This window comes from Variovorax beijingensis (assembly GCF_007828835.1).
GTDB lineage: Bacteria > Pseudomonadota > Gammaproteobacteria > Burkholderiales > Burkholderiaceae_C > Variovorax > Variovorax beijingensis_A.
Genome location: NZ_VIVL01000001.1, coordinates 505,088 through 519,399, shown reverse-complemented (window position 1 = coordinate 519,399; position 14,312 = coordinate 505,088). Strand labels below are relative to the sequence as shown.

General features: G+C 62.6%; 23 protein-coding genes, 1 tRNA gene and 1 pseudogene. 6 read left to right on the top strand and 19 right to left on the bottom strand.

The window, feature by feature from the left end; genetic code table 11:
* Nucleotide 1 precedes the first annotated feature (1 nt).
* The 4 genes and pseudogenes from FB547_RS02510 to FB547_RS02495 form a co-directional block, all read left to right on the top strand.
* Entirely contained in the window at nt 2-1,195 is a 1,194-nt protein-coding gene (locus FB547_RS02510) for an acyl-CoA dehydrogenase family protein (RefSeq protein ID WP_145739352.1), read from the top strand.
* 5 nt (nt 1,196-1,200) lie between these two features.
* Entirely contained in the window at nt 1,201-2,829 is a 1,629-nt protein-coding gene (locus FB547_RS02505; RefSeq protein ID WP_145739350.1) for an AMP-binding protein, read from the top strand.
* Nucleotides 2,826-3,224, top strand: coding sequence for a RidA family protein (locus FB547_RS02500; RefSeq protein ID WP_145739348.1), 399 nt, complete (start codon nt 2,826-2,828; stop codon nt 3,222-3,224). The genes FB547_RS02505 and FB547_RS02500 overlap by 4 nt, the downstream gene beginning before the upstream one ends.
* A gap of 8 nt (nt 3,225-3,232) precedes the next feature.
* Nucleotides 3,233-3,389: pseudogene (locus tag FB547_RS02495) on the top strand (IS3 family transposase); the annotation flags it as partial.
* A 121-nt stretch (nt 3,390-3,510) separates the two neighbouring features.
* Here the strand turns inward: FB547_RS02495 and FB547_RS02490 are convergent.
* Both FB547_RS02490 and FB547_RS02485 read right to left on the bottom strand, forming a co-directional pair.
* Entirely contained in the window at nt 3,511-3,795 is a 285-nt protein-coding gene (locus FB547_RS02490; RefSeq protein ID WP_145739347.1) for a hypothetical protein, read from the bottom strand.
* 413 nt (nt 3,796-4,208) lie between these two features.
* Nucleotides 4,209-4,400: a helix-turn-helix transcriptional regulator gene (locus FB547_RS02485; RefSeq protein WP_309926384.1), complete on the bottom strand. Its 192-nt coding sequence runs from the start codon at nt 4,398-4,400 to the stop codon at nt 4,209-4,211.
* A 239-nt stretch (nt 4,401-4,639) separates the two neighbouring features.
* Here FB547_RS02485 and FB547_RS02480 point away from each other — a divergent pair, with 239 nt between their 5' ends.
* Both FB547_RS02480 and FB547_RS02475 read left to right on the top strand, forming a co-directional pair.
* On the top strand, nt 4,640-5,212 hold the full coding sequence (locus FB547_RS02480) for a helix-turn-helix domain-containing protein (protein WP_145739343.1): 573 nt from the start codon (nt 4,640-4,642) through the stop codon (nt 5,210-5,212).
* A gap of 326 nt (nt 5,213-5,538) precedes the next feature.
* Complete coding sequence (locus tag FB547_RS02475) at nt 5,539-5,766, top strand: hypothetical protein (RefSeq protein WP_145739341.1); 228 nt, start codon at nt 5,539-5,541, stop codon at nt 5,764-5,766.
* A 21-nt stretch (nt 5,767-5,787) separates the two neighbouring features.
* Here FB547_RS02475 and FB547_RS02470 read toward each other — a convergent pair.
* The 17 genes from FB547_RS02470 to rplX form a co-directional block, all read right to left on the bottom strand.
* Nucleotides 5,788-5,864: transfer RNA gene (locus FB547_RS02470), tRNA-Met, on the bottom strand.
* An 18-nt stretch (nt 5,865-5,882) separates the two neighbouring features.
* A complete protein-coding gene (gene rplQ, locus FB547_RS02465; protein WP_015867792.1) occupies nt 5,883-6,281 on the bottom strand; it encodes a 50S ribosomal protein L17 in 399 nt (132 codons plus the stop codon).
* A gap of 81 nt (nt 6,282-6,362) precedes the next feature.
* Nucleotides 6,363-7,352: a DNA-directed RNA polymerase subunit alpha gene (locus tag FB547_RS02460; RefSeq protein WP_009124827.1), complete on the bottom strand. Its 990-nt coding sequence runs from the start codon at nt 7,350-7,352 to the stop codon at nt 6,363-6,365.
* Nucleotides 7,353-7,480: 128 nt separating this feature from the next.
* Nucleotides 7,481-8,104 (bottom strand): 30S ribosomal protein S4, encoded by a 624-nt coding sequence (rpsD, locus tag FB547_RS02455; RefSeq protein WP_013544104.1) that lies wholly within the window; start codon nt 8,102-8,104, stop codon nt 7,481-7,483.
* Between the two features lie 130 nt (nt 8,105-8,234).
* Nucleotides 8,235-8,639 (bottom strand): 30S ribosomal protein S11, encoded by a 405-nt coding sequence (rpsK, locus tag FB547_RS02450; RefSeq protein ID WP_009124825.1) that lies wholly within the window; start codon nt 8,637-8,639, stop codon nt 8,235-8,237.
* Nucleotides 8,640-8,651: 12 nt separating this feature from the next.
* A complete protein-coding gene (rpsM, locus tag FB547_RS02445; protein WP_013544105.1) occupies nt 8,652-9,017 on the bottom strand; it encodes a 30S ribosomal protein S13 in 366 nt (121 codons plus the stop codon).
* 23 nt (nt 9,018-9,040) lie between these two features.
* Nucleotides 9,041-9,154 carry a 50S ribosomal protein L36 gene (rpmJ, locus tag FB547_RS02440; protein WP_013544106.1) on the bottom strand — a complete coding sequence of 38 codons (114 nt, stop codon included), beginning with the start codon at nt 9,152-9,154 and terminating at the stop codon, nt 9,041-9,043.
* A gap of 64 nt (nt 9,155-9,218) precedes the next feature.
* Nucleotides 9,219-10,532: a preprotein translocase subunit SecY gene (gene secY, locus FB547_RS02435; protein WP_145739339.1), complete on the bottom strand. Its 1,314-nt coding sequence runs from the start codon at nt 10,530-10,532 to the stop codon at nt 9,219-9,221.
* 26 nt (nt 10,533-10,558) lie between these two features.
* Nucleotides 10,559-10,990 carry a 50S ribosomal protein L15 gene (gene rplO / locus FB547_RS02430; RefSeq protein ID WP_145739337.1) on the bottom strand — a complete coding sequence of 144 codons (432 nt, stop codon included), beginning with the start codon at nt 10,988-10,990 and terminating at the stop codon, nt 10,559-10,561.
* 11 nt (nt 10,991-11,001) lie between these two features.
* Complete coding sequence (gene rpmD, locus FB547_RS02425) at nt 11,002-11,187, bottom strand: 50S ribosomal protein L30 (RefSeq protein ID WP_009124818.1); 186 nt, start codon at nt 11,185-11,187, stop codon at nt 11,002-11,004.
* 35 nt (nt 11,188-11,222) lie between these two features.
* Nucleotides 11,223-11,741, bottom strand: coding sequence for a 30S ribosomal protein S5 (gene rpsE / locus FB547_RS02420; RefSeq protein ID WP_124959016.1), 519 nt, complete (start codon nt 11,739-11,741; stop codon nt 11,223-11,225).
* A gap of 18 nt (nt 11,742-11,759) precedes the next feature.
* Complete coding sequence (gene rplR, locus FB547_RS02415; protein WP_021012927.1) at nt 11,760-12,125, bottom strand: 50S ribosomal protein L18; 366 nt, start codon at nt 12,123-12,125, stop codon at nt 11,760-11,762.
* Nucleotides 12,126-12,139: 14 nt separating this feature from the next.
* On the bottom strand, nt 12,140-12,673 hold the full coding sequence (gene rplF, locus FB547_RS02410) for a 50S ribosomal protein L6 (RefSeq protein ID WP_013544111.1): 534 nt from the start codon (nt 12,671-12,673) through the stop codon (nt 12,140-12,142).
* Between the two features lie 24 nt (nt 12,674-12,697).
* On the bottom strand, nt 12,698-13,093 hold the full coding sequence (gene rpsH / locus FB547_RS02405) for a 30S ribosomal protein S8 (RefSeq protein WP_021012928.1): 396 nt from the start codon (nt 13,091-13,093) through the stop codon (nt 12,698-12,700).
* Nucleotides 13,094-13,113: 20 nt separating this feature from the next.
* Nucleotides 13,114-13,419, bottom strand: coding sequence for a 30S ribosomal protein S14 (rpsN, locus tag FB547_RS02400; protein ID WP_015867798.1), 306 nt, complete (start codon nt 13,417-13,419; stop codon nt 13,114-13,116).
* An 8-nt stretch (nt 13,420-13,427) separates the two neighbouring features.
* The gene (gene rplE, locus FB547_RS02395) at nt 13,428-13,967 is read right to left on the bottom strand and encodes a 50S ribosomal protein L5 (RefSeq protein WP_013544114.1); all 540 of its coding nucleotides are present in this window, start codon (nt 13,965-13,967) and stop codon (nt 13,428-13,430) included.
* Nucleotides 13,968-13,978: 11 nt separating this feature from the next.
* Nucleotides 13,979-14,311, bottom strand: coding sequence for a 50S ribosomal protein L24 (gene rplX, locus FB547_RS02390; RefSeq protein WP_015867799.1), 333 nt, complete (start codon nt 14,309-14,311; stop codon nt 13,979-13,981).
* Nucleotide 14,312 lies beyond the last annotated feature (1 nt).

Sequence of the window (14,312 nt, the reverse complement as noted above, 5' to 3'; positions counted from 1 at the left end):
CATGATGACCAAGATCCCCGCACCACCGTCGACAACGCACCTCGCGCTGCCGTTCTTCGACGACGCGCATCGCGCGCTCGCGAGCGAGCTGCTGCCCTGGTGCGCCGCGCAGGAGGTCGACGAGCGCGACGACCGCGCGGCCTGCCGCGACTGGGTGCGCCGCCTCGGCGACGGCGGCTGGCTGCGCTATGCCGTGCCCGGCAGCGCAGGCGGCGCGCTGGAGCGCCTCGATTCGCGCGCGCTCGTGCTGCTGCGCGAAACGCTCGGCTACCACTCGCCGCTGGCCGACTTCGCGTTTGCGATGCAGGGGCTGGGCAGCGGCGCGATCACGCTCGCGGGCACGCCCGGGCAGCAATCGCAGTACCTCACGGCCGTGGGCAGGGGCGAGAAGATCGCGGCCTTTGCCCTCAGCGAACCCGACGCGGGCTCCGACGTGGCGGCCATGGCCATGCGCGCCGAAGCCACGCCCGACGGCTGGTGCCTCAACGGCGAGAAGACCTGGATCAGCAACGGCGGCATCGCCGACTTCTACTGCCTGTTCGCCAAGACCGATCCCGCGGGCGGCACGCGCGGCATCACGGCGTTCATCGTCGATGCAACGGCAGCCGGCCTCGACACTTCCGAGCACATCGACGTGATGGCGCCGCATCCGCTGGCCACGCTGCGCTTTCAGGACTGCATCGTGCCGCGCACGGCGCAACTCGGCGAACTCAACGGCGGCTTCAAGCTCGCGATGCGCACGCTCGACATCTTCCGTGCATCCGTCGCAGCGGCGGCATTGGGCATGGGTCGCCGCGCACTCGCCGAAGCCATCGCGCATGCGAAAGGCCGGCGCATGTTCGGACAGACGCTCGCCGACTTCCAGCTCACGCAGGCCAAGCTCGGCGAGATGGCCGCGCTGATCGATAGCGCCGCACTGCTCACCTACCGCGCCGCATGGATGCGCGACGACGCCGAACGGCGCGGCGCACCCGCGGTGGGCGACGTGTCCGCCGCCGCGGCCATGGCCAAGATGTGCGCCACCGAGAACGCGAGCCGCGTGATCGACATGGCGCTGCAGATGCACGGCGGCCTCGGCGTGAAGGTTGGCACGAAGATTGAGAGCCTCTACCGCGACATCCGCTCGCTGCGCATCTACGAAGGCGCAACGGAAGTCCAGCAACTGATCATCGGCAAATCCGTTTTGCGGGGATAAACACCGTGTCTGCCCAAGTCGACCGCTTCGTTCACGACCGCCTGCCGCCCGCCGAGCAGCTGCCGGTCTTCCGCTACGACCTCCCGGAGTTGCAGTTGCCCGATCAGCTGAACCTCGTGGAGGAGCTCCTGGACAAGGCGCCCGCCAAGGGCTTCGGCGACAAGCCGATGCTGCGTTCGCCCGCCGGCACGCTGACCTATTCGCAGGCCGCCGTCGAAGTCAACCGCATCGCGCAGGTGCTGACCGAAGACCTCGGCCTCGTGCCCGGCAACCGCGTACTGCTGCGCGGCGGCAACTCGGTGGCCATGGCGCTGTCGTGGCTCGCGGTGGTCAAGGCCGGGTTGATCGCCGTCGCCACCATGCCGCTGCTGCGCGCCAAGGAGCTCGGCGAGATCATCGAGAAGGCGCGTCCCGTGGCGGCGCTGTGCGACGGACGCCTGCTCGACGAACTCGTGCTGGCGCAGCGGGAGCATCCCGTGCTCGCATCGGTGATCGCGTTCAACCAGCCCGATGCGCCCGATTCGCTGTCGGCGCGCGCGGCCGGCAAGAGCGGCGTGTTCACCGCCTGCCCCACGGCGTCGGACGACATCGCCCTGCTCGCCTTCACCTCCGGCACCACGGGCAAGCCCAAGGCACCGGTCACCACGCACCGCGACGTGCTCGCAATGTGCAACACCTGGCCCCGGCATGTGCTGCAGGCGCGCAGCGACGACATCGTGATCGGCTCGCCGCCGCTGGCTTTCACTTTCGGGCTCGGCGGGCTGCTGGTGTTCCCGATGTGGGCGGGTGCCTCGGTGTACTTTGCCGATGCGCCGTTCACGCCCGAAGGCCTGGTGAAGCTCATCGACGAGGTCGGCGCGACCATCTGCTACACCGCGCCCACCTTCTATCGCCAGATGGCCCCGTTCGTGCGCAGGCTCGGCGCGCCGAGCCTGCGCATCTGCGTGAGCGCGGGCGAGGCGCTGCCCGACGCCACGCGCCAGCTGTGGAAGGAAGCCTCCGGCATCGAGATGCTCGACGGCATCGGCGGCACCGAGGTGTTCCACATCTACATCTCGGCCGCCGGCGACCAGGTGCGCCGCGGCGCAGTCGGCAAGGTGGTGCCCGGCTTCACCGCCAAGGTGATGGACGACCAGGGCAACGAAGTGCCGCGCGGCACCATCGGCAAGCTGGCGCTGCAGGGGCCCGTGGGCTGCCGCTACCTCGACGATCCGCGCCAGGCCGACTACGTGAAGAACGGCTGGAACTATCCCGGCGATTCGTTCGTGCAGGACGACGACGGCTACTTCTTCTACCAGGCACGCGCCGACGACATGATCATCACCGCCGGCTACAACGTCGGCGGACCCGAGGTCGAGGATGCACTGCTCAAGCACCCGGCCGTGGCCGAGTGCGGCGTGATCGGCAAGCCCGATGCCGATCGCGGCATGATCGTGAAGGCCTTCTGCGTGCTGAAGCCCGGCCATGAAGGCGATGCGGCGCTCGTCAAGGTACTGCAGGACCATGTGAAGGCCACCATCGCACCGTTCAAATACCCGCGGGAGATCGAGTTCGTGACGGTGCTGCCGCGCACCGAGACCGGCAAGCTCCAGCGATTCAAACTGAGACAACTCAACGACGACACCACATCATGATGAACAAACTCTTGCAGCCTCCAGGCTGGTTGCCCCCCAAGGGCTATGCGAATGGCGTGGCCGCGCGCGGCACCATGGTGTTCGTCGGCGGCCAGATCGGCTGGAATGCGCAGCAGCAGTTCGAGTCGGACGACTTCATCGAACAGTGCGGCCTGGCGCTGCGAAACATCGCCGCAGTGCTGCGTGAAGCCGGCGCCGGCCCCGAGCACATGGTACGCATGACCTGGTACGTGACCGACCGCGACGAATACAGCCGCCGCCTCGGCGAACTCGGCCCGGTGTATCGCGACGCGATGGGGCGCAATTTCCCTGCCATGACCTGCGTGCAGGTGGCGGCGCTGGTCGAGCACCGCGCCAAGGTCGAGATCGAGGTCACGGCGGTCATTCCGGACTGACGGAACACCGCCAGATCTACCCGACCCGCGATCAAGCTAGAGCCGACGTCTTCAACTACATCGAGATGTTCTACGACCCAAAGCGGCGCCACAACACTGCCTGCCGGCGACCTATCACCTGTAGAGTCAGAACGACGCCATTTCCAACGGCTCAAAAGTGCCTAGGGAATCCGGGCAATTCACACCTCGCTCAAACGGGTTGGCAGATTTTATTTTGAGTGAGACGATCGACGAAGCGTTTTCACACAGCCTCGGCCGAAGGCGGCGCTACGACGTCCTGCCGCCATCAAGCACAGACGTCGTGAACTTCGCGTCCGAGGGCGAGGCTCATTCTCGCGCACAGCACCGTGAGCCATCCAATCCAGACGGGCGTTTCTACTTCGCCGCAGAACTGGATACCGCTGGGTTCGACTGAGGCCCACATGTAGCGGGCGTCGCCCTCCTGCCCGTACCAAGCCGGCCCATTCTTATTCCCCAACCAACCATCCATCGACTCGTAGACGGTCGAAACCTTTGCCCGCTCTTGCTCGGACAGGTCGTACGGGATATTCAGGGTTATGTCTTGTCGCAAGTGCCGTCCTCCATGCTGTTTGCGTAAGCGTTCTGCCCGTTGCCGCGTCTTTGGAATTCGAAATCGGGGCCGCTGTCGAAGGTCCGGAACTGACCGAACTCGGAAGTCTAGCTTCGCCAAACGACAGTCCGTTTCTGCTGTGCTGCTTAGCTGTCTCTGACTTGCAGGGCTACCGTGCGGCGAACAGTTGGCGACCGGGTTTGCATTCGCTCGGGAACAGCGACGACACCGCGGTGGGAGCGAACCGCGTGGCCTCGATGGCCGAGTGCGGTCACAGAGGCGCGTCGGCGCCTCTTTTCACCTATTCGTACTTGGAGTGAGCGGTGCTTGAGATTCTCCGTGGGCGTAGTGAGCCTTGGTGCGCGCTTCACGTAGGGCGAATTTCGATGATCGCCTCGCAAAAGCGACGGCTTTTATTCTTCGAGAAGTTGATACGGCCTGAGCTCCAATGCCAAAGCGAGACGCTCAAGATTGTCGAGTGAAATGTTGCGAGCTTGACGTTCAACGTGAGCGACAAAGGTCCGATGCAGCCCTGCCTCGAACGCCAGTGCCTCTTGCGACCATCCCCTTAATCCGCGCTGCCGGATCAAATTCAACGCAAGCACTTCCCTTGCCGAGGCTTCGGGTTGCTTCGAAGAATTCCTAGAACTTTTCACAGGGGAAGTCTTCGAGAAAGCTGCTTTTGCGTCAGCCGTGTTTGAGTCACAATCGGCAGACCTACGGCTTCTGCTAGGGGTCTCTGTTCATGCGAAATGTCCGGCTTCCGTCTCCGTTTCCTACCGGGCGCTCGCCGAAGCTGCCGGCATCGATCACGCGCACTCGGTCGAGGCAACCCGCACCTGTCGTGCGCAGCCTGTCCGCGGTGCGTATCGGCGCACAGGTGAGGGCGCTGCGCATGGCGGCGGAGATGTCGGGTGGGGTGCTGGCGAAGGCCTCGGGGATTTCTGCCTCGATGCTTTCTCGCATCGAGCGCGGTCTGGTCTCGCCTTCGGTGGAGACCCTGGAGCGTCTCGCGAATGGTCTGGGTGTGCCGGCGTCGCGCTTCTTCAGTGATCAGGCGCGGCGCACGGACTTTTGCCACGTGCGCGCTGGGCAGGGTGTTGTGGTTGATCGCGTCGGCGCGGTTTCAGACTACCGCTACGAACTGCTGGGTCACCTCCTGTCGGGCAACCTGTTCGTCGAGCCCTATCTGGTCACGTTGCTGCCCGGCGCCGATCCCTATGTGACCTTCCAGCACCCGGGCCTCAAGTTCCTGTACTTCCTGTCCGGGGAGGTCAGCTACCGCTATGGCGGCAGGACTGCGGAGGTGAGGGCAGGGGACTCGCTGCTGTTCGATGCGACCGCACTCCATGGGATCGAGGCCATCCGGACCCAGCCGGTCTCTTACCTGTCGGTGGTGTTCACGTTGCGCGAGTAGGCTGTTCTTGGCGGCCCTGCCGCGCTGCGCGGGTGACGCGGATGCCCATCCGATGGCTCGCCCCGAATTCGCTACGTGCCGAATTCACCTCTCCGTCCGTAGCTTTCTCTCGGTGTTCGGCATGCCGAACACCGAGAAAGCCTCGAACGGGTATCGACAGCGGAGATCTTCCGCTTGATGGGAGCCGTGAGGAAATTTATGCGGCGGTCGTGTGGGCTCGCTCTGCGATCGGGAGGAATTTTTCGGTTTCGGTAGCCTGGACGCGGCGGTCGCAGGACGACATCGAAACTTCGAGGGCAAAGTCTTTGTGCGGTCGATCACTGTCCGTGATCTCCGACGACATCGACACGCTGGACCCGCAGGAGCTTCGCGAGAGGCTGCGCAAGGCCGACGCGCAGTTGGCGTTCCAGAAGTCGATCATTGCTTACGGAATACCTGCGATAAGCCGCCGCCGGCCACAAACAAGAATGCCCTCATTGCGAGGGCATTTTTCATGGAGGCAGGGATCTGCCGATCCGAAGATCCTCATCGGCCAAAGAAAAAAGGCCCTTTGAATTTCAAAGGGCCTTTTAAATTGGTTGCGCGAGCAAGATTTGAACTTGCGACCTTTGGGTTATGAGCCCAACGAGCTACCAGGCTGCTCCATCGCGCGGCAAGATGGAATTATACCTTATTCAGCAGCGCCTTGCTCGGCGGCTTCTTCTTTAATTTCAGGACGGTCGACCAGTTCGACCAGCGCCATGGGTGCATTGTCGCCAACGCGGAAACCCATCTTCAGGATGCGGGTGTAGCCGCCCGGACGCGCTGCGAAGCGCGGGCCGAGTTCACCGAAGAGCTTCACGACGCTGTCGCGGTCGCGCAGGCGGTCGAAAGCCAGGCGCTTGTTGGCAACCGTGGGCTTCTTGGCGAGCGTGATCATCGGTTCGATGACGCGGCGCAGTTCCTTGGCCTTGGGGACCGTGGTCTTGATGACTTCGTGCTCGATGAGCGAATTCATCATGTTCTGCAGCATCGCAAGGCGGTGCGAGCTGGTGCGGTTGAGTTTGCGGAGTCCGTGTCCGTGACGCATGGTGCTTTCCTTTACTTTATTAAACAGGCAGCCGTATCAGGTACTGCCCGGGCACGAGCCCTCATGGGCTCAATTCAAAAATCAACGCTTGTCGAGGCCGGCCGGCGGCCAGCTTTCAAGCTTCATACCCAAGGTCAGGCCGCGCGAGGCAAGCACTTCCTTGATTTCGTTGAGCGACTTGCGACCCAGGTTCGGGGTCTTGAGCAGCTCGTTCTCGGTACGCTGGATCAGGTCGCCGATGTAGTAGATGTTTTCGGCCTTCAGGCAGTTGGCCGAACGCACGGTGAGCTCGAGCTCGTCGACAGGGCGCAGCAGGATCGGATCGAATTGCTGTGCGCTGCGCGGTGCCGGTGCATCGAATGCAGCCAGTTCGCCGCCTTCGAGCTGCGCGAACACGGCCAGCTGTTCAACCAGGATTTTAGCCGAGGCGCGCACGGCGTCTTCGGCGGTGATCGCACCGTTGGTCTCGATTTCGACCAGCAGCTTGTCGAGGTCGGTACGCTGTTCGACACGGGCGCTTTCGACCGTGTAGCTCACGCGCTTCACGGGCGAGAACGAGGCGTCCAGGACGATGCGGCCGATCGACTTGGTCGGCTCGTCGGCGTAGCGGCGCATCGTGCCGGGCACGTAGCCGCGGCCCTTTTCGACCTTGATCTGCATGTCGAGCTTGCCGCCTTGCGACAGGTGCGCGATCACGTGGTCGGGGTTGATGATCTCGACGTCGTGCGGGGTCTGGATGTCCGATGCCAGCACCGGGCCTTCGCCGTCCTTGCGCAGGCTCAGCGTGACTTCGTCGCGGTTGTGGAGCTTGAACACCACGCCCTTGAGATTCAGCAGGATGTTGACGACATCTTCCTGCACGCCGTCGATCGACGAGTACTCGTGCAGGACGCCGGCGATCGTGACTTCAGTGGCCGAATAACCGACCATCGACGACAGCAGAACGCGGCGCAGCGCGTTGCCGAGCGTGTGGCCGTAGCCGCGCTCGAAAGGCTCGAGCGTGACCTTGGCCTTGTTGGCGGCAAGTTGCTCGACCTGGATGGTCTTGGGTTTCAGCAGGGTGGTTTGCATGCAGACTTCCTCTCAATACCCCCGGCTCGTTACACCGGTAAGGCTGGTGAAGCACCCGTCGGGAGTGCCTCCCGATGGGAACAAAAAAATCAAAATCGGGCCGCGAAGCGCGGCCCGTTGTCGTCTGTTTAGCGCGAGTACAGTTCGACGATCAGCGATTCGTTGATGTCGGCTGCGAATTCGTCGCGATCGGGCACCTTCTTGAAGGTACCTTCGGCCTTGTCGGCGTTCACTTCGACCCAGGCCGGAATACCGACTTGCTGGGCCAGCTGGAGCGCTTCGGCAATGCGGGTCTGCTTCTTCGACTTGTCGCGAACGGCGATCACGTCGCCGGTCTTGACCAGGTACGACGGGATGTTGACCGACTGGCCATTCACCGTGATCGCCTTGTGCGACACGAGCTGGCGTGCCTCGGCGCGCGTCGAGCCAAAGCCCATGCGGTAGACCACGTTGTCCAGGCGCGATTCGAGGATGAACAGCAGGTTGGCGCCGGTGTTGCCACGGCGGCGGTCGGCTTCCTCGAAGTAGCGGCGGAACTGCTTCTCGAGCACGCCGTACATGCGCTTGACCTTCTGCTTTTCGCGCAGCTGCAGGCCGTAGTCCGACGTGCGCTGACCCGAAGTGCGGCCATGCTGGCCGGGCTTGGAATCGAACTTGGCCTTGTCCTGGATGGAGCGGCGGGCGCTCTTGAGGAACAGATCGGTGCCTTCACGGCGGGAAAGTTTGGCCTTGGGGCCGAGGTAGCGTGCCACGATTTTTCCTTTGTGTCATCTGCCGCAGTTGCCTGCGGGAGCCATCGGCGAGGACGCGGATGGCGGTGGGCTTAGTAAAAAAACAAATGCGCAGCCGCTCAAAAGCCGGCTGCGCCTTGCGGACTGACGATCAGATGCGGCGACGCTTCTGGGGACGGCAGCCGTTGTGCGGAACGGGCGTCACGTCGGCAATGGAATTGATCCGGATGCCGAGCGCAGCCAGTGCGCGCACCGACGATTCGCGACCGGGGCCGGGGCCCTTGATCTCGACGTCGAGGTTCTTGATGCCTTGTTCGACAGCAGCACGGCCGGCCACTTCGGAAGCCACCTGCGCAGCGAACGGCGTCGACTTGCGCGAGCCCTTGAAGCCCTGGCCACCCGACGAAGCCCACGACAGGGCGTTGCCCTGGCGATCGGTGATCGTGATGATGGTGTTGTTGAACGAGGCATGCACGTGGGCGATGCCGTCCGCAACGTTCTTGCGAACCTTCTTGCGAACGCGCTGTGCGGCGTTGTTTGCAGGTGCTTTAGCCATGCTGGTCTATCCTTATTTCTTCAGGGACTGCGCAGCCTTGCGCGGACCCTTGCGGGTGCGGGCGTTGGTGCGCGTGCGCTGGCCGCGCATCGGCAGGCCGCGACGGTGACGGAAGCCGCGATAGCAGCCGATGTCCATCAAACGCTTGATGTTCATCGTCGTCTCGCGACGCAGATCGCCTTCGATGGTGAACAAGGCGATCTGGTCGCGGATCTTTTCGAGATCGGCGTCGGTCAGGTCCTTGATCTTCTTCGAATATTCGATGCCGCTCGCTTCGCAGATTTGACGGGCGCGGGTGCGACCGATGCCGAAGATGGCGGTCAGGCCGATTTCAGCGTGCTTGTGCGGCGGAATGTTGATGCCAGCAATACGTGCCATGTGCGTCCTCTAATACTCTTCAATCAACCCTGGCGCTGCTTGTGGCGCGGGTCGGTGCAAATCACACGCACCACACCTTTACGGCGGATGACCTTGCAATTACGGCAGATGGTTTTGACCGAAGCCGAAACTCTCATTTCATTCTCCTAAAACTGTTTAACGTGGCGGTCTACCGCCCGAACTCAATACTGCAACACAGCCCTACGATGTCTTGAAGTTGGCCTTCTTCAGCAGCGATTCGTACTGCTGGGACATCATGTAGTTTTGCACCTGGGCCATGAAGTCCATCGTGACGACCACGATGATCAGCAGGGAGGTACCACCGAAGTAGAACGGCACGTTGTACTTCAGGATCAGGAACTCGGGCAGCAGGCAGACGAAGGTGATGTACACCGCGCCGGCCAACGTCAGGCGAACCAGAATTTTGTCGATATAGCGAGCGGTCTGGTCACCCGGACGAATGCCCGGAATGAATGCGCCGCTCTTCTTCAGGTTGTCGGCCGTTTCCTTGCTGTTGAACACGAGCGCCGTGTAGAAGAAGCAGAAGAAAACGATCGCGGCAGCGTACAGCAGCACGTAGATCGGCTCGCCCGGACGCAGTGCGCCGGCAATGTCCTTGATCCAGCCGAAACCACCTTCGCCGGTGCTGAACCAGCCGACCACCGTTGCCGGCAGCAGGATGATCGAAGAGGCGAAGATCGGCGGAATCACACCGGCCATGTTCAGCTTCAGGGGCAGGTGCGACGACTGGCCGCCATAGACCTTGTTGCCGACCTGGCGCCGCGCATAGTTCACGAGGATCTTGCGCTGGCCGCGTTCGACGAACACCACGAAGTAGGTGACCAGCACCACGATCGCGATGATGAACAGCGCAATGATCGGGTTCATCGCACCGGTCGTCACCAGCGAAGCGAGGCCGCCGATGGCATTGGGCAGGCCGGCCGCGATACCTGCAAAGATCAGGATCGAGATGCCGTTGCCCAGGCCGCGTTCGGTGATCTGCTCGCCGAGCCACATCAGGAACATCGAACCTGCCGTGAGGCTCACCATGGCGGTCAGGCGGAAGCCGAAACCGGGCGAGATGACCAGGCCGGCCGAGGACTCGAGCGCCACTGCAATGCTGAACGACTGGAACAGGGCCAGGCCGAGCGCGCCATAGCGCGTGTACTGCGTGATCTTGCGGCGGCCGGCCTCGCCTTCCTTCTTCAATTGCTCGAAGGTCGGAAGCACGTAGGTCATCAGCTGCATGATGATCGACGCCGAGATGTACGGCATGATCCCCAACGCGAACACGGTGAAGCGCGACAGCGCCCCGCCCGAGAACATGTTGAACAGGCTCAGGATGCCGCCCTGCTGGCCCTGGAACAACGCCGCCAGCTGGTCCGGGTTGATGCCCGGCACAGGAATGTGCGCGCCGATCCGATAGACCACGAGCGCGAGCAGCAAGAAGACGAGCCGGCGACGCAGGTCGCCGAACTTGCCTGTCTTTGCGATCGTTGCCGCGTTAGTTGCCACGAAGAACTTCTTTCAGTCCAGTGTGATCAGGCGACGCTGCCGCCGGCTGCTTCGATCGCAGCCTTGGCACCAGCGGTTGCACCCACGCCCGTCAGCTTGACGGCCTTGGTGAGTTCACCGGTCTTGACGACCTTGACGACCTTGGCGAGCTGGCCCACGAGGCCGGCTTGCTTGAGTGCCAGGACGTCCACTTCGGCCAGGCCGAGCTGCTCGAGGGCAGTCAGCGTGACTTCGGCGTTGAACTTCAGCAGGTGCGACTTGAAGCCACGCTTGGGCAGGCGGCGCTGCAGCGGCATTTGACCGCCTTCGAAGCCGACCTTGTGGAAACCGCCTGCACGCGACTTCTGACCCTTGTGACCGCGGCCCGCGGTCTTGCCGATGCCGGAGCCGATACCGCGGCCGACACGGCGCTTGGCGTGCTTGGCGCCAGCTGCCGGCTTGATGCCATTGAGTTCCATATCAGTCTCTCTTACAGAACTTTGACCAGATAACTGATCTTGTTGATCATGCCGCGCACCGCCGGGGTGTCCTGCAGCTCGCTCACGCTGTTGAGCTTGCGCAGGCCGAGGCCACGCACGGTCGCGCGATGCGATTCCTTGGTGCCAATCGGGCTCTTGACCAATTGCACCTTGAGGGTTTGTTGTTGCGTCGTCATTTGAATGCTTCCTTCAGCCTTGCGAGAGCTTGCGCTCAGGCGAAGATTTCTTCGACGGTCAGGCCGCGCTTGGCAGCCACTTCGGACGCGGTCGTCGAGTTCTTCAACCCGTCGAGCGTGGCGCGAACCATGTTGTAGGGGTTCGACGAACCGTGGCTCTTGGCCACGATGTCGGTGATGCCCATGACTTCGAACACGGCGCGCATCGGGCCGCCGGCGATGATGCCGGTACCCTTCGGGGCGGGGATCATGACGACCGAAGCGGCGCCATGGTGACCCGTCACGCGGTGATGCAGCGTACCGTTCTTGATCGAGATCTTGGCCAGGTTGCGACGGGCTTCTTCCATCGCCTTCTGCACTGCAGCGGGCACTTCCTTGGACTTGCCCTTGCCCATGCCGACGCGGCCATCGCCGTCGCCCACGACGGTGAGTGCTGCGAAACCGAGGATACGACCACCCTTCACCACCTTGGTGACGCGGTTGATCGCGATCATCTTCTCGCGCAAACCGTCTTCAGGGCCTTCGTTCTGCGTTCTTGCTTGAATCTTTGCCATTTTGAATCTCGTGTCCGTTTAGAACTGCAGGCCGGCTTCGCGGGCAGCGTCGGCCAGCGCCTTCACGCGGCCGTGGTACGCGAAACCAGCGCGGTCGAAGGCGACCTTCTCGACGCCGGCAGCCTTCGCCTTTTCAGCGATGCGCTTGCCGATGGCCGTTGCAGCGGCAGCATTGCCGCCCTTGCCCGAACCGCCGAGCGCAGCGCGCACTTCGGCTTCGGCCGTCGATGCGGTGGCGATCACCTTGGTGCCGTCGTCGGAGATGACGGTGGCATAGATGTGCAGGTTGGTGCGGTTCACCGTCAGACGGGCCACACCCTGCGTCGCGATGCGGATGCGGGTCTGGCGCGAGCGGCGAAGACGCTGTGCTTTTTTGGTCAACATCATTTTGCTGCCCCTTACTTCTTCTTGGTCTCTTTGATCACGATCTTCTCGTCCGAATAACGGATGCCCTTGCCCTTGTAGGGCTCAGGCGGACGAACAGCGCGGATCTCAGCGGCGATTTGACCAACGCGCTGACGGTCAGCACCCTTGATCACGATTTCGGTCGGGGTCGCAGTGGCCACCGTGATGCCTTGCGGCATGTCGATGTTGACCGGGTGCGAATAGCCGACTTGCAGGTTCAACTTGTTGTTGGACGCTGCAGCCTTGTAGCCGACGCCGACCAGGTTGAGCTTCTTCTCGAAGCCCTTGGTCACGCCAACCACCATGTTGTTCACCAGCTGACGGATCGTGCCGCTCATCGCGTTCGCTTCACGCGACTCGTTGGCGGGCTCGAAATTCAGCTTGCCGTCGTTGCTGACGACCTTGACCAGGGGATTGCGCGCAAGGTTGAGCGTGCCGCCCGTGCCCTTGACGCTGATCTGGTCTTCCTTGATCGACACATCCACGCCTGCGGGGATGGTGATCGGCATTTTTCCTACTCGGGACATTTCAGTTACTCCTCGATGTCTCGGTTAGGCGACGTAGCACAGCACTTCGCCACCGACACCGGTAGCGCGCGCTTTGCGGTCGGTCATCACGCCCTTGGGGGTCGTGACGATCGCGACGCCGAGGCCGTTCTGGACTTGCGGAATGGAAGCACTGGCCTTGTAGACGCGCAGGCCGGGGCGGCTCACGCGCTCGATGCGCTCGATGACCGGGCGGCCAGCGTAGTACTTCAGGGTAATGACGAGTTCGGACTTGCCGTCTTCGGTCTTGACCTGGAAACCGTCGATATAGCCCTCGTCCTTCAGGACCTGCGAGATCGCGATCTTCACCTTGGAAGACGGGACCGACACAGTGGGCTTCGCCACCATCTGCGCGTTACGGATACGCGTCAGCAGGTCGGCAATGGGATCACTCATGCTCATGTTGTTTGCTCCTGCCTGGCTTACCAGCTGGCCTTGGTGACACCGGGGATGTCGCCATTGAAGGCCAGTTCGCGGATCTTGGCGCGGGCCAGACCGAATTGACGGAAGGTGCCGCGGGGGCGACCGGTGATTTCGCAACGGTTGCGCTGGCGCGTGGGGTTCGCGTTGCGCGGCAGCTTCTGCAGGCCCAGGCGGGCGGCAGCGCGCTCTTCGTCGCTCTTCTTCAGGTCGTTGGAAATTGCCTTCAGTTCCGCGTGCTTCGCAGCGTACTTGGCGACCAGCTTGTCGCGCTTGAGTTCGCGTTGGATCAGGGATTGTTTAGCCACGGTGCGCCTCAGTTCTTGAACGGGAAACGGAAACCAGCGAGAAGCGCCTTGGCTTCTTCGTCGGTCTTGGCCGTCGTCGTGATGCTGATGTTGAGACCGCGCAGGGCATCGACCTTGTCGTATTCGATCTCGGGGAAAATGATCTGTTCCTTGACGCCGATGTTGTAGTTGCCACGGCCGTCGAACGCACGGCCGGAAATGCCGCGGAAGTCGCGAACACGCGGCAGCGCGATGGTCACGAAACGGTCCAGGAACTCATACATCTGCACGCCACGCAGCGTGACCATGCAGCCGATCGGCTGGTTTTCGCGGATCTTGAAACCGGCGATGGCCTTCTTCGACTTGGTGACCACGGGCTTCTGGCCGGCGATCTTGGTCAGGTCGGCAACTGCGTTGTCGAGGACCTTCTTGTCGGCGACAGCTTCACCCACGCCCATGTTGAGCGTGATCTTGGTGAGGCGGGGGACCTGCATCGGCGACTTGTAGCCGAACTTTTCCGTCAGGTCTTTCGCGATCTTTTCGCGATAGTGTTGTTGGAGACGTGCCATGTGAGTACCTCTTAGGCGAACTTGATTTCGTCGCCGCTGGACTTGAAGACGCGAACAGCCACGCGCTTGCCGTCAGCACCCTGGGTGATCTTGATGCCCACGCGATCGGCCTTGCCGGTCGCGGCATTGAAGATCGCCACGTTGGATTGGTGGATGGGCATGGTCTTCTCGACGATGCCGCCGGTCGTACCCTTGAGGGGGTTCGGCTTGGCGTGCTTCTTGACGATGTTCACGCCCTCGACGACGAGGTGCGAATCATCCTTGCGCAGCGAGACGGTGCCGCGCTTGCCTTTGTCGCGCCCGGCCAACACGATGACCTGGTCGCCTTTGCGAATCTTGTTCATG

What these genes read in the sequence shown, in the direction of transcription:
- rpsH (WP_021012928.1), bottom strand. Translation starts at nt 13,093, where the DNA reads ATGAGCATGAGTGATCCCATTGCCGACCTGCTGACGCGTATCCGTAAC.
- rplR (WP_021012927.1), bottom strand. Translation starts at nt 12,125, where the DNA reads ATGTTGACCAAAAAAGCACAGCGTCTTCGCCGCTCGCGCCAGACCCGC.
- rpmD (WP_009124818.1), bottom strand. Translation starts at nt 11,187, where the DNA reads ATGACGACGCAACAACAAACCCTCAAGGTGCAATTGGTCAAGAGCCCG.
- rplE (WP_013544114.1), bottom strand. Translation starts at nt 13,967, where the DNA reads ATGGCACGTCTCCAACAACACTATCGCGAAAAGATCGCGAAAGACCTG.
- rpsE (WP_124959016.1), bottom strand. Translation starts at nt 11,741, where the DNA reads ATGGCAAAGATTCAAGCAAGAACGCAGAACGAAGGCCCTGAAGACGGT.
- FB547_RS02460 (WP_009124827.1), bottom strand. Translation starts at nt 7,352, where the DNA reads ATGCAAACCACCCTGCTGAAACCCAAGACCATCCAGGTCGAGCAACTT.
- rplF (WP_013544111.1), bottom strand. Translation starts at nt 12,673, where the DNA reads ATGTCCCGAGTAGGAAAAATGCCGATCACCATCCCCGCAGGCGTGGAT.
- rplX (WP_015867799.1), bottom strand. Translation starts at nt 14,311, where the DNA reads ATGAACAAGATTCGCAAAGGCGACCAGGTCATCGTGTTGGCCGGGCGC.
- rpsM (WP_013544105.1), bottom strand. Translation starts at nt 9,017, where the DNA reads ATGGCACGTATTGCTGGCATCAACATTCCGCCGCACAAGCACGCTGAA.
- FB547_RS02500 (WP_145739348.1), top strand. Translation starts at nt 2,826, where the DNA reads ATGATGAACAAACTCTTGCAGCCTCCAGGCTGGTTGCCCCCCAAGGGC.
- FB547_RS02510 (WP_145739352.1), top strand. Translation starts at nt 2, where the DNA reads ATGATGACCAAGATCCCCGCACCACCGTCGACAACGCACCTCGCGCTG.
- rplO (WP_145739337.1), bottom strand. Translation starts at nt 10,990, where the DNA reads ATGGAACTCAATGGCATCAAGCCGGCAGCTGGCGCCAAGCACGCCAAG.
- rpsK (WP_009124825.1), bottom strand. Translation starts at nt 8,639, where the DNA reads ATGGCTAAAGCACCTGCAAACAACGCCGCACAGCGCGTTCGCAAGAAG.
- rplQ (WP_015867792.1), bottom strand. Translation starts at nt 6,281, where the DNA reads ATGCGTCACGGACACGGACTCCGCAAACTCAACCGCACCAGCTCGCAC.
- rpmJ (WP_013544106.1), bottom strand. Translation starts at nt 9,154, where the DNA reads ATGAGAGTTTCGGCTTCGGTCAAAACCATCTGCCGTAATTGCAAGGTC.